This is a genomic window from Streptomyces sp. NPDC048269 (assembly GCF_040652395.1).
In the GTDB taxonomy this organism is placed as follows: Bacteria; Actinomycetota; Actinomycetes; order Streptomycetales; family Streptomycetaceae; genus Streptomyces.
Window position 1 is genome coordinate 62716 of sequence record NZ_JBEZLW010000018.1, and the last position, 12386, is coordinate 75101.

Here is a 12386-nt window from a genome sequence, read left to right on the forward strand (position 1 = left end):
CCGGGCGGGTCACGGGGCCCGTCGCCGGGCGGGTCACGGGGTGTCCGCCCGGGTCAGGGCTTCGGCTACCTGGCTCACCGTGAGCCAGTGTGCGGGCGCGAGGATCTTCGCCACCTGCGGTGCGAAGGCCGGGGAGGAGACGACGACCTCGGCGGTCGGGCCGTCGGCGACGATCTCCCCGCCGGCCAGGATCACCACGCGGTGGGCCAGCTCGGCGGCGAGTTCCACGTCGTGCGTGGCCAGGACGATGGCGTGGCCGCGCGCGGCGAGGGCGCGGAGGATCTCGATCAGGCGGACCTTGGCGGCGTAGTCCAGGCCGCGGGTGGGCTCGTCGAGGAGCAGCAGGGCGGGCCGGCCGGTGAGGACCAGCGCCAGGGCCAGGGCCAGGCGCTGGCCCTCGGACAGATCGCGGGGATGGGTGTCGTCGGGGACATCCGGGAGCAGGGCGGACACCAGGTCCCGGCAGGTACCGGGGGCCGCGCCGGCATCGGAGTCGGCGGCCGCGCACTCGGCGGCCACCGTGTCGGCGTAAAGGAGGTCGCGGGGCTCCTGCGGGACGAGGCCGACGCGGCGGACCATCTCGGCGGGGGCCGTGCGGTGCGGGGTCCGGCCGCCGACGGTCACCTGGCCGGTGGTGGGGGCGAGGGTGCCGACGAGGGTGGAGAGCAGGGTGGACTTGCCGGCGCCGTTGCGGCCCATGAGGGCGACGGTTTCGCCGCGCGACACGGCCAGGTCGATTCCGCGGAGTACTTCGGCGCGGCCGCGGCGCAGCCCGAGGTTGCGGGCCTCGGCGACCCTTTCGGCTGCCGCCGGGGTGGGCTCGGCGTGGGCCGGCGCATGGCGGAGCGCGGCGGGCGGCCGGCCGGGGCCAGGCTTGCTCCGGCGGAGCAGGCGCGTGAGCAGCCCGGGGGCTGCGCTGCTGTGGGCTCCGCCCCCAGACCCCCGCGCCTCAAACGCCGGCGGGGCTTGAATCGGCCGGCCCCGGCCGCCTGGCGGGGTGGCCGAGGCCGGAGCCGGATCCGGGGTCGGGGTCGGGGTCGGGGACGCGGCCGGGGCCGGTGGGGGTGTGGCCGGCAGGCGGGACCTGAGGGGGGCGGCCTGGCGGCGGGCGTCGCGGATGGACAAGGGGAGCGGGGACCAGCCCGCGAGGCGGCCCAGGGAGACCACCGGAGGGTGGACCGGGGAGACGGCCATGATCTCGGCCGGGGTACCGAGGAGCGGGGCCGCGCCCGGGGAGGGCAGGAGCAGCACCTGGTCGGCGTACTGGACCACCCGCTCCAGCCGGTGCTCCGCCATCAGGACGGTGGTGCCGAGGTCGTGGACCAGGCGCTGGAGGACCGCCAGGACCTCCTCCGCCGCCGCCGGGTCGAGGGCCGACGTGGGTTCGTCCAGGACCAGGACCTTCGGGTGCGGGGTCAGGACCGAGCCGATCGCGACCCGCTGCTGCTGCCCGCCGGACAGCGTCGCGATGGGGCGGTCGCGCAGTTCGTTCAGGCCGAGGAGGTCCAGGGTCTCCTCGACACGGCGGCGCATCACGGCGGGGGCCAGCCCGAGGGACTCCATGCCGTAGGCCAGCTCGTCCTCGACCACGTCCGTCACGAAGTGCGCCAGTGGGTCCTGACCGACCGTACCCACCACGTCCGCGAGCTCCCGAGGCTTGTGCGTGCGGGTGTCGCGGCCCGCGACCGTCACCCGGCCCCGGAGCGTGCCCCCGGTGAAGTGCGGCACCAGCCCGGAGACCGCGCCCAGCAGCGTGGACTTGCCGACGCCCGACGGCCCGACCAGCAACGTCAGCTCGCCCTCGGGGATCACCAGGTCGACGCCCTGGAGCGACGGGCCGGCCGCGCCCTCGTACGTGACCGAGACCTGCTCGAAGCGGATCACTGGGACGCCTCCTTGGGCGGTACGGGTGCCACGAAGGCGGGCAGCAGACCGATCAGGATCGCCGCCGCCGGCCAGAGCGGCAGCGAGGGCGAGACCAGGGGGACCACGCCCGGCGCCAGCGCCCCGGGATCGCGCGTGCCCGTATATATGAGGACGGCGGCGACAGCCGCACCCGACCCGGCGACCAGCCATGCACGCGCCCCCCAGCGGTCGGGCCGGTAGCGGGTCCGCACCGACCGGCGCCCGCCGAGGTGCAGCCCCGCCATGGCCAGGACCAGGCCGATGAGGAGGACGGGCAGGCCGTACGCGGCTCCCTGCGCGGCGAGCAGCCCGTACGTGCCCGCGCACATGCCGAGCAGGCCGCCGAGGGTGAGGACGTTGGTGGTGTGCCGGACGGCGGGCGGGACCTGCGCGGTGCGCCCGTACCCGCGCGCGTCCATCGACGCGGCCGTGGCGACGGACCGTTCGAGGGCGCCCTCCAGGACGGGGAGGCCGATCTGGAGGATGGCCTTCACCCCGCCGGTGGGGCGGCCGCGCAGACGGCGGGCGGTCCGCAGGCGGACGACGTCGGCGACCATGTTCGGCGCGAAGGTCATGGCGACGACGACGGCGACCCCCGCCTCGTAGAGGGCGGCCGGGAGGGACTTCAGGAGCCTGGCCGGGTTGGCGAGTGCGTTCGCGGCCCCCACGCACACGAGCAGGGTGGCCAGCTTGGCGCCGTCGTAGAAGGCGAAGACCAGCTGTTCGGCGGTGACCTTGCCGCCGAAGCGGATGCCCTGGACCCAGGCGGGGAGCGGGAACTCCGGGAGGACGAAGAGGACGTGCGAGCCGGGCACGGGGGAGCCGAGGAGCATGGAGAAGAGGAGGCGCAGGCCGATGACGACGAGTCCGAGCTTGAGGAAAGCCCCGTAGGAACGGGCCCAGGGGGCGGCGGTCCGGCGGGCCGCGACCACGTAGCCGGCCACGCCGACGATCAGGCCGAGGAGGAGGGGGTTCGTCGTGCGCGACGCGGCGGTGGCGAGACCGAGGGCCCAGAGCCACCAGGCTCCCGCGTGCAGGGCCGTGGCCCTGTCGGCGCGGGGTGCGCTCCAGCGCCTTCGGCGGTCGTACGAGGACCCGTGCCCGGGATCCGGCGCCGAGGGCGGGCTCCGCCGGGCCGGGGTCACGTCGCCGGGTGCGGCTCCGGTGGGCCCGCGCCCGGCCTCCGGCCGGGCGGGATACCCACCCGCACCACCCGTCCGGACCGCAGCCCGGGTGCGGGTGGCCCCGGTGGGTGCCTGCGCGTCGTCGGCGTCCGCCCCGCCGGTGCGCGGTTCGGCTGCCGTGGGCTCCGGGGGGTGTTGGGTGCCGTCGGCGTCCGTCCCGTCGGTGCGCGGCCCGGCCGCCCCGGGCTGCGTGGTGAGCGGGGCGCTGTCGGCGTCCGCCCCGCCGGTGTGTGGCCCGGGCACCCCGGGCTCCGGGGTGCGCTGGGTGCTGTCGGCGTCCGCCCCGCCGGTGTGTGGCCCGGGCACCCCGGGCTCCGAGGTGGGCTGGGTGCTGTCGGCGGGTGTCCGGCCGTTGCACGGTCCGGCGGCGCCGTCGGCCTCGGGACGGTTCGGAGGGACGGCCTCGGCGGGTGTCATCGTGTGCGGCGGCGGGACTGCCACAGGGCGGCTGCGGCCAGGGTGGCCACTGCTGCGATGCCGGCCAGGAGGCCCGCCGACGGGCCGCCGCCCTCCTGCTCCGGGGTTGCCGCCGGGGCCGCCGGGGCCGCCGGGGCGGCCGGGGCGTCGGCCAGCGGCTCGCCGCAGCCCTGGCCCGGGTAGCCCGAGATCGCGCACAGAAGCGCCGCGCTGTTGTAGCGCAGCGGCTTCGCGACCGACGCCAGGGCCTCGGCCGTCGTGGCCTCCGGGGCCACCTGGGCGCAGGCCGTGCGCGGCTCCGGCTGCGGCGGGGCGTCGCCCGCCGGGGCGTCCGCCGGGACGCCGAAGTCGATGACCAGCGCCACCCGCTTCCTGCCCTCGGCCGCCGGGGTCGCCCCGCAGATCGCCGAGAAGTCCGCCGCCGCCCGCGGCAGCGCCGCCTCGGCCGCCGCGTCCTTGCTCACCGCGAAGCGGAAGCCCTGCACCGAGCCGTCCGCCGGACGGGCCGTCGAGGGGCCCGTGGAGGCGTACGCCCACCGGCCGCCCGCGCCGTCCCAGAACGACCAGTAGCGGTAGCTCGATGCCAGGGCCGGTGCGGCGGCCAGCAGAACGAGGGTGAGGCCGAGAGCCAGCGGAAGGAGGCGGCGGGGCATCAGAGCTGGTTCTTCTTCTTGCGGCGCCCGCTCAGCAGGATGCCGATGCCCACGCCGGCCGCGCCGCCCGCACCGATGATCCACCAGATGCTCTGGCCGCCCGAGGGCTTGTCCTCGTCACTGTCCACCGTGGTCGCGGAGGTGTCCGTGCCCTGCGGGGCCGGGCCCGTCGCGTTCAGCGCCGACACCAGGTCGGTGCCGCCGAAGGACTTCGGGTCGGTGCCCGTCGCGTGCGCGGCCAGGATCAGCGTGCCGAGGGCCGCAGGGTTGTCCTTCGACCACTGCGCCGAGTTGGCCTTGAGCCACTCCAGCGCACCCGCCGCCGACTGCTTGTGCCCGGCCGCGGCCAGGGCGATCACCGCGTCGGCGGTGTTGCCGGTGTCCGGGGTCGGCTGGTCCGAGCCCGGGGTCGAGGCCGTGAGGTGGCCGTCCTTCTCGAGGGCCTCGGCCAGGTAGCCGGCCGCGCCCTGGGCGGCGGCCACCGGGTCGGCGGAACCGGCCGGGCAGGCGAGCGCCGTCGCGGGGGTGTCCGTGGTGGCGGGCGGAACGGCCGCGCCCGTGCCGAGTCCGGCCAGCGCCGCGGCGGCCGTGGCGTCGGCGTTGGCGAGCAGCTTGCCGTCGACCGGCTGGAACGCGAAGGCGCCCCGGTCGGCGGCAGGCTCGGCGGAGCAGCCCAGCTGGAAGGTGAGCAGCGCCTCGTAGGGCGACTTCCCCGCCTTCGACTTGACCTCGGCCGGCTTCTCACCGGCCGCCGCCAGGGCGCTGATCACGATGCCGGTCGAGTTCGCGTCCGTACCGCTGTCCATGGCGCCGCCGGGGTTGCTGCTCCAGCCGCCGTCCTCGTTCTGTACGGACTTCAGCCACCCGACGGCCTTCTTCACCGTCTCGTCGTGGCCGCCGAGCGCGGCCAGCGCCTGCACGGCGGCCGCGGTGGCGTTGGAGTCGATGTACGTCGAGGCGTCGCACGCCTTGGCGGTGTCCGCGCGGAAGGAGGGGAAGGAGCCGTTCGGGCACTGCTGGCCGGTCAGCCAGTCCACGGCCTGCCCGGCGGGCTTGACGCCCACCGTGTGCAGTGCGAGCAGCGCGAACGACTGCCGCCACACGCCGTCGTACATCGGGTCCTTCTTGCCGTAGAGCCCGGAGGGGATGACCGGCGGCGCGGAGGGCGAGGCGGGCGGGGCGGTGTCGGCGAGGGCTGCGGGGGCGGCGCCCACGCAGAGCACGGCGGAGGCGGCGAGCGCGGCGGCGCTGCGGCGGACGTTCATGGGGCGGATGCCTCTCGTGCTGGGGAGCTGGAGGCAGGCACGCTCAGGCACCGGGCTCCGGCTCCGTTTACCTCGACGGTGCCGGCCGCCGGGGGCCCGGCGGCACGAGCCGCGCACTTCCGGTACGGGGCATTCCGGCTCCCCGCCGCGGCGGTGCCGAGGGCGGGTCACGGTTGCGGGTCAGCGCCGGATTCGCACCGGCTTCCCCCCGTACAGAGGTGTGGACGACGGATTCACTCTACCGGCCCGTAACCCGCGCGCCCGGGGGCGCTGCCCGCCCCGAGCCCGCTCCGGCCGCGACGCCGTACCCGTTACAGCGCCCGGTAGGTCACCGGGTCGGTGCCCGGGACCACCTCCGCGCGGCCCTGCTTCACCAGCCGCCGCAGGTGGGCCTCCGCCTCGGAGACGGCGATGTTGCGGGAGCCGTACGGGATCTGCTCCCAGGGCCGGTTCCACTCCATCCGCTCCGCCAGCGCCCACGGGGTCAGTGGCTCGGCGAGCAGCGCCCACAGCCCGGTGAGCCGTTCCTCGTGGTGCTCGAGGAGTTCCCGAACGCGGGCGGGGGCGTCGGTGAAGGCGTGCTGGTGGGCCGGGAGCACCTCGGCCGGGCCCAGGCGTCCGATGCGTTCGAGGGAGTCGAGGTAGTCCCCGAGGGGGTCGGTGACGCGGGTGTCCTCCGGGGTCTCGTACAGGCCGATGTGGGGGGAGATACCGGGCAGCAGGTGGTCGCCGGAGAAGAGGCGGCCGTTGCCGGGGAGGTTCGCCGGGTGCTGTTCCTCCAGGTGCAGGCAGACGTGCCCGGGGGTGTGCCCGGGAGTCCAGATCGCGCGCAGCCGGCGTCCGGCGAGGGGGAGCAGCTCGGCGGGGACGATCTCCCGGTCGGGGACGGCGGCGTGCAGGCCGGGCAGCGTCCGCATGCGGCCGCCCGCGCGGGCGGCGCGCAGCGGGGCGATGTGCTCCTCGGGGGCTCCGGCGGCCGCGAGCTTCTCGCTCATGTAGTCGAACCAGACGCCCGGCTCGGCGGACCGGGTCCGTACGACGACCTCGGTGTCGGCGGCGTGCATGGCGATCCAGGCACCGGACACGGCGCGGACCTGGCCGGACAGGCCGTGGTGGTCGGGGTGATGGTGGGTGATGACGACGCCGTGGACGTCGGCGAGGGCGATGCCGAGCGCGGCGAGGCCGGCGACGAGGGCGTCCCAGGATTCGGGGTCGTCCCAGCCGGTGTCGACGAGGACCGGGCCGCGGTCGGTGTCGAGGACGTGGACGAGGGTGTGCCCGAGGGGGTTGTCAGGGATGGGGACCTTGATCGCCCACACTCCTCCGCCGTGGTCGGTCACCTGTGACGTGTCCTGTGGTGTGTCCTCTGACATGAGACCCCCAGTCCCTGAGCCGAGCCGACGAGCCAAACCGAACCGAACCGAACCGAACCGAGCGTGGTTCCGCACGGGAAGCCGAACGAGAACTTGTTTCAGTAGTAGCCCAAGTCGACCACCTCCAGCGCTTTCTGACTAGTCGTTCGATCTTCCGGGCCGTTCCGCCCTGGCCGTGGACTCCTCTAACTAGAACTGGTATCAGTTCTGGAACGCCAAGCCGCAGGAGGCATCAGCCATGACCGAGCTCGTGGAACACGGACAACTGTTCATCGGCGGGGAGTGGACGGATCCGCTGGGCAGCGACACGATCCAGGTCGTCTCCCCCCACACCGAGCAGGTCATCGGCTCCGTGCCGCACGCCTCGAAGGCAGACGTCGACCGGGCGGTCGCCGCCGCGCGCAAGGCGTTCGACGAGGGGCCCTGGCCGCGGATGTCGCTCGACGAACGCGTCGCCGTCGTCTCCCGGATCAAGGACGCCATAGCCGTCCGGCACGAGGAGATCGCCCGTTCGATCAGCTCCCAGAACGGATCCCCGTACTCCTGGAGCGTGCTCGCCCAGGCGCTCGGCCCGATGATGGTCTATGACGCCGCGATCACCGTCGCGCGCGCCTATCCGTACGAGGAGCACCGTCAGGGCGTCCTCGGCCCGATCCTGGTGCGCCGCGAACCGGTCGGGGTCGTCGCGGCCGTCATCCCGTGGAACGTGCCGCAGTTCGTGGCCGCCGCCAAGCTCGCGCCCGCGCTGCTCACCGGCTCGACGGTGATCCTCAAGCCGTCCCCGGAGTCCCCGCTCGACTCGTACATCCTCGCCGACATCGCGCGCGAGGCCGGGGTGCCGGAGGGAGTGCTGTCGATCCTGCCCGCCGACCGGGAGGTCAGCGAGTACCTGGTCGGCCACCCCGGCATCGACAAGGTCGCCTTCACCGGCTCGGTCGCCGCCGGCAAGCGCGTGATGGAGGTCGCGGCGCGCAACCTGACCCGCGTCACCCTCGAACTCGGCGGCAAGTCGGCCGCCGTGATCCTGCCGGACGCCGATCTGGACACCACCGTCGCCGGGATCGTGCCCGCGGCCTGGATGAACAACGGCCAGGCGTGCGTGGCCCAGACCCGCGTGCTCGCGCCGCGCAGCCGGTACGAGGAGGTGGCCGAGGCCCTCGCGGCCGCGGCCGGGGCCCTGGTGGTCGGCGACCCGCTGGACCCCGCGACCCAGCTCGGCCCTCTCGTCGCCCAGCGGCAGCAGCAGCGGTCGCTGGACTACATCCGCATCGGCCAGGAGGAGGGCGCGAAGGTCCTGTCGGGCGGCGGCCGCCCGGCGGGCCTGGAGCGGGGCTGGTACGTGGAGCCCACCCTCTTCGGCGAGGTGGACAACTCCATGCGGATCGCCCGCGAGGAAATCTTCGGCCCGGTCGTCTGCCTGATCCCGTACGGGGACGAGGCGGAGGCGGTACGGGTGGCCAACGACTCCGAGTTCGGCCTGAGCGGCAGCGTCTGGACGGCCGACGTCGAGCACGGTGTCGACTTCGCGCGCCGGGTCCGGACGGGCACCTTCAACGTGAACACCTTCAGCCTGGACATGCTCGGCCCGTTCGGCGGCTACAAGAACAGCGGCGTGGGCCGGGAGTTCGGGCCGGAGGGCCTGAGCGAGTACCTGGAGCACAAGATGATCCACCTGCCGGCGGGCTATGAGGCGGGTGCCTGATGGGCGACCGCTGGCAGGTCGAGGTGGACCGGGGGGTCTGCATCGGCTCGGGCATGTGCGTGAACCACGCCCCGGAGGGCTTCGCCCTCGACTCCGCCCGGCAGTCGCACCCGCGCACCCCGGAAACGGACGCGAACGAGCCGGTCCTGACGGCGGCGGAGGGCTGCCCGGTGGAAGCCATCATGATCACCTTGGCCGCCACCGGCGAACCGGTCTTCCCGCCGGAGGAGTAACCCCTGTTCAGGGCCGGCGACTGCGGAGTGTGACACTTCTGCGGGGCCGCCGGGCGATCCGGCCCGGGCCCCGCAGGGGGAACCACCGGTGGGCGGCGGCGGGGGCGGGACAGTACGAGCGGACGGGCCGGGGACCGTGTTTCACCCGGCCTGCCGCATAGCCCGGATTCCTGTGGATGCACACAGCATCGCTACGATCACGGGGTTCCATCCCCACGAAACGTACCGGTGTCGCGACACCGCAGGAAATTCCAGAGGTGTCATGTCCGACAGGTCCGTCCTTGCCGTGGAGCGCGTCCCGGCGCCTGCCGAGGCGCCGCAGGAAGCTCCCGACCCCGCCCGTCGCCGGAGGGTGGTGTTGAGGGGTGGCGGGTCCGTGCGGGCGCCGCGAATAGCGGTGCTGGACGGCCTGCGGCTGCTCGCGGCGCTGGCGGTGGTCCTGTTCCACTACCTGGCCGGCACCGGGACGATCCCGTGGCAGCGGACGTCGGTCGAGCTGTTCCCCACGCTGCACCGGGTCGCCGGGTTCGGCTGGCTGGGCGTGGTCTTCTTCTTCATGATCAGCGGGTTCGTCATCTGCATGTCCGCCTGGGGCAAGTCGCTCCAGCAGTTCTGGCAGGGCCGGATCCTGCGGCTGTTCCCGCTCTACTGGGCGGCGGTCGTGCTCGCCTCGGCGGCCGCCCGTCTGGGCCCGCACACCCCGGGAGAGCAGCGGGTCACCGTCGGCCGGATGCTCACCAACCTGACGATGCTGCAGGAACCCCTCGGCGTGAACGGCATCGACAACGTCTACTGGACGCTCTGGGTCGAGCTGCGTTTCTACCTGATCTTCTCGCTGGTCGTCCTGCTGGGCACCAGCCACCGCCGGGTCGCGAACTTCTGCTGGCTCTGGGCGCTGGGCTCGGTCCTGGCCCCGGCGTCGGGCATCAAGCTGCTGGACCAGCTCCTGGTGCCCGCGTGGGCGCCCTTCTTCATCGCCGGCATGGCCTTCTACCTGATCCGCCGGGCGGGCCGGATCGAGGGCGAGACCCTGGGCATCCTGGCGCTGTCCTGGCTGCTGATGCAGCACTGGCTCCCGGCGATCATGGAGGGTGAGGGGCACGGCATCAACTGGAAGGTCTGCCTGACCGCGATCACCGTCATGTACCTGCTGATGGGCCTGATCGCGCTCGGGAAGCTGGACCGGATCCAGTGGCGCTGGCTGCCGGTCGCGGGCGCGATCTCGTACCCGCTCTACCTCGTGCACCAGTCGCTGGGCGTGCGGGTGATCTGGCGGTGGAACGAGCAGTGGGGCGCCTGGCCGACGCTGCTCGGGGTGCTCGCGGGGATGGCGCTGATCGCCTGGCTGCTGCACCGCCTGGTGGAGCGGCCGCTCACCCGGCTGCTACGCCGCCTGATGGCTCCGCACGCCGAGCGGCCGCAGAAGCTCGCCGCGTAGGCGGCAGGTCAGCCGCGCCCGCGCCGGCCCCGGCGGCGGCTTCAGGCCTTTTCCGGGGCCGTCAGGTCGATCAGGCGGCAGACCGTCTCGATGTCGATCTTGACCTGTGCGATCGAGGCGCGGCCCGACAGCCAGGTGATCAGCGCCGAGTGCCAGGTGTGCTCGATGACCCGGACCGCCGAGAGCTGTTCCGCCGTCGGCGGGGCCTCCAGGCCCATCGCGTCCAGGATGATCGCCGTGGTCAGCCGGGACACCGTGTCGACCTCGGGGCTCACGCTGCGGTCCGCGAAGGTCAGCGCCCGCACCATCGCGTCCGCCAGGTGCGGCTCCCGCTGGAGCGCCCGGAAGGCCCGCATCAGGGTCTCCGCGACCCGCGCCGCCGGGTCGTCCCCGGCCGGCGGGTGCTTGCGCAGCGTGGTGTGCATGTGCTGGAGCTGGTCCTGCATGGTGGCCACCAGCAGGTGCACCTTTGACGGGAAGTAGCGGTACAGGGTGCCCAGCGCCACGCTGGACGACTCCGCGACCTCGCGCATCTGGACGGCGTCGAAGCCGCCCCGGCTCGCCAACTGGGCGCTGGCGTGCAGGATCCGGCGGCGGCGCGCCTCCTGGCGCTCCGTCAGGGGAGGGGACGCCGAGGTGTGGGCGGCCTTCGCTTCCGCTGTCATGTGTCCCGTTCCGAGTCGTTGCGGGGCTGATCCGGAGCCAGCATGTCAGGCGCCGAAGCCGTGGCGCGAATCACCTGCTCCGCCTCTTACGGTGTGGTTTCCGGCCGGTAGATTCAATGGTCTCAACGGATCAAGTCTGAAACTTGTTCTACATTATCCGAGCGGTTACGCTCCGGCGAAAGTGCAGGGATGAAGGGGGCCAGGAGTGACCGCTGAGGCCATGGTGACGAGCCCTTTCCCGGGTTCCGCCACCGACGGCGACCGCCCGCTGCGCATCGCGCTCCTCACCTATAAGGGGAACCCGTTCTGCGGTGGCCAGGGCGTCTACGTCCGCCACCTCTCGCGCGAGCTCGTACGCCTGGGACACTCCGTCGAGGTCATCGGCGCGCAGCCCTACCCGGTGCTCGACACGGGCGCCACGCTCACCGAACTCCCGAGCCTCGACCTCTACCGGCAGCCGGACCCCTTCCGCACTCCCAAGCGCGACGAGTACCGGGACTGGATCGACGCGCTGGAGGTCGCCACCATGTGGACCGGCGGCTTCCCCGAGCCGCTGACGTTCTCCCTGCGGGCCCGGCGCCATCTCGCCGCCCGCGCCGGTGAGTTCGACGTCATCCACGACAACCAGACCCTGGGATACGGCCTGCTGGCGGACCTCGGCGCACCCCTGGTGACCACGATCCACCACCCCATCACCGTCGACCGGCAGCTCGACCTCGACGCCGCCACGGACCGCATGAAGCGGGCCTCCGTACGGCGTTGGTACGCGTTCACGCGCATGCAGGGCCGCGTCGCCCGGCGCCTGCCCTCCGTGCTCACCGTCTCCGGTTCCTCCAAGCAGGAGATCGCCCAGCACCTCGGCGTCCAGGACGGCCGCATCCACGTCGTGCACATCGGCGCCGACACCGACCTGTGGTCCCCGGACCCGTCCGTGGCCGAGGTCCCGGGCCGCATCGTCACCACCTCCAGCGCGGACGTCCCGCTCAAGGGGCTCGTCCACCTCGTCGAGGCGCTCGCGAAGCTGCGCACCGAGCAGCCCGACGCCCACCTCGTCGTCGTCGGCAAGCGCGCCGAGGAGGGGCCGGTCGCCCGCGCCATCGAGGCGTACGGGCTCCAGGACGCCGTCCGCTTCGTCAAGGGCATCACCGACGCCGAACTCGTCGATCTCGTCCGCAGCGCCCAGGTCGCCTGCGTGCCCTCCCTCTACGAGGGCTTCTCGCTCCCCGCGGCCGAGGCCATGGCCACCGGCACCCCCCTCGTCGCCACGACCGGCGGCGCGATCCCCGAGGTCTCCGGCCCCGACGGCGAGACCTGCCTCGCGGTGCCCCCGGGCGACGCGGGCGCGCTGGCCGCCGCGCTGGGCCGGATGCTGGGCGACCCGCAGCTGCGGGCCCGTCTCGGCGCCGCCGGGCGCGAACGGGTCCTGACCCGCTTCACCTGGGCCAAGGCCGCCGAGGGCACCGCCGCGCACTACCGGGCCGCCATCGAGCAGGCCGCCGGCCGTACCCGCCGGGCGCGCTGATCTTCCACGTTCCCTTCAAGAACCACCCC

General features: G+C 73.9%; 10 protein-coding genes and 1 riboswitch. Of the genes, 4 read left to right on the plus strand and 6 right to left on the minus strand.

Annotated features, from left to right (window positions below; genetic code table 11):
• Positions 1-33: 33 nt before the first annotated feature.
• The 5 genes from AB0D48_RS20965 to AB0D48_RS20985 all read right to left on the minus strand — a co-directional run bounded on the left by AB0D48_RS20965 (position 34) and on the right by AB0D48_RS20985 (position 6797).
• Entirely contained in the window at positions 34-1884 is a 1851-nt protein-coding gene (locus tag AB0D48_RS20965) for an ATP-binding cassette domain-containing protein (protein WP_362398742.1), read from the minus strand.
• Complete coding sequence (locus AB0D48_RS20970; RefSeq protein ID WP_362398952.1) at positions 1881-3050, minus strand: energy-coupling factor transporter transmembrane component T; 1170 nt, start codon at positions 3048-3050, stop codon at positions 1881-1883. Before AB0D48_RS20970 ends, AB0D48_RS20965 begins: the two co-directional genes overlap by 4 nt.
• A 452-nt stretch (positions 3051-3502) precedes the next feature.
• A complete protein-coding gene (locus AB0D48_RS20975) occupies positions 3503-4159 on the minus strand; it encodes an SCO2322 family protein (protein ID WP_362398745.1) in 657 nt (218 codons plus the stop codon).
• A complete protein-coding gene (locus AB0D48_RS20980; RefSeq protein WP_362398748.1) occupies positions 4159-5424 on the minus strand; it encodes a prenyltransferase/squalene oxidase repeat-containing protein in 1266 nt (421 codons plus the stop codon). Before AB0D48_RS20980 ends, AB0D48_RS20975 begins: the two co-directional genes overlap by 1 nt.
• Before the next feature lie 112 nt (positions 5425-5536).
• A riboswitch (cobalamin riboswitch) is annotated at positions 5537-5666 on the minus strand.
• Positions 5667-5735: 69 nt separating this feature from the next.
• Complete coding sequence (locus AB0D48_RS20985; RefSeq protein ID WP_362398751.1) at positions 5736-6797, minus strand: MBL fold metallo-hydrolase; 1062 nt, start codon at positions 6795-6797, stop codon at positions 5736-5738.
• Positions 6798-7035: 238 nt separating this feature from the next.
• Here AB0D48_RS20985 and AB0D48_RS20990 point away from each other — a divergent pair, with 238 nt between their 5' ends.
• The 3 genes from AB0D48_RS20990 (at position 7036) to AB0D48_RS21000 (ending at position 10170) form a co-directional block, all read left to right on the plus strand.
• Complete coding sequence (locus AB0D48_RS20990) at positions 7036-8499, plus strand: aldehyde dehydrogenase (RefSeq protein WP_362398754.1); 1464 nt, start codon at positions 7036-7038, stop codon at positions 8497-8499.
• Positions 8499-8732, plus strand: coding sequence for a ferredoxin (locus AB0D48_RS20995; RefSeq protein ID WP_328925458.1), 234 nt, complete (start codon positions 8499-8501; stop codon positions 8730-8732). Before AB0D48_RS20990 ends, AB0D48_RS20995 begins: the two co-directional genes overlap by 1 nt.
• A 262-nt stretch (positions 8733-8994) precedes the next feature.
• Positions 8995-10170 (plus strand): acyltransferase, encoded by a 1176-nt coding sequence (locus AB0D48_RS21000; protein WP_362398759.1) that lies wholly within the window; start codon positions 8995-8997, stop codon positions 10168-10170.
• Between the two features lie 41 nt (positions 10171-10211).
• Here AB0D48_RS21000 and AB0D48_RS21005 read toward each other — a convergent pair whose 3' ends face one another.
• Entirely contained in the window at positions 10212-10835 is a 624-nt protein-coding gene (locus AB0D48_RS21005; RefSeq protein WP_362398762.1) for a TetR family transcriptional regulator, read from the minus strand.
• Positions 10836-11040: 205 nt separating this feature from the next.
• Here AB0D48_RS21005 and AB0D48_RS21010 point away from each other — a divergent pair, with 205 nt between their 5' ends.
• Complete coding sequence (locus tag AB0D48_RS21010) at positions 11041-12357, plus strand: glycosyltransferase family 4 protein (protein ID WP_362398764.1); 1317 nt, start codon at positions 11041-11043, stop codon at positions 12355-12357.
• Positions 12358-12386 lie beyond the last annotated feature (29 nt).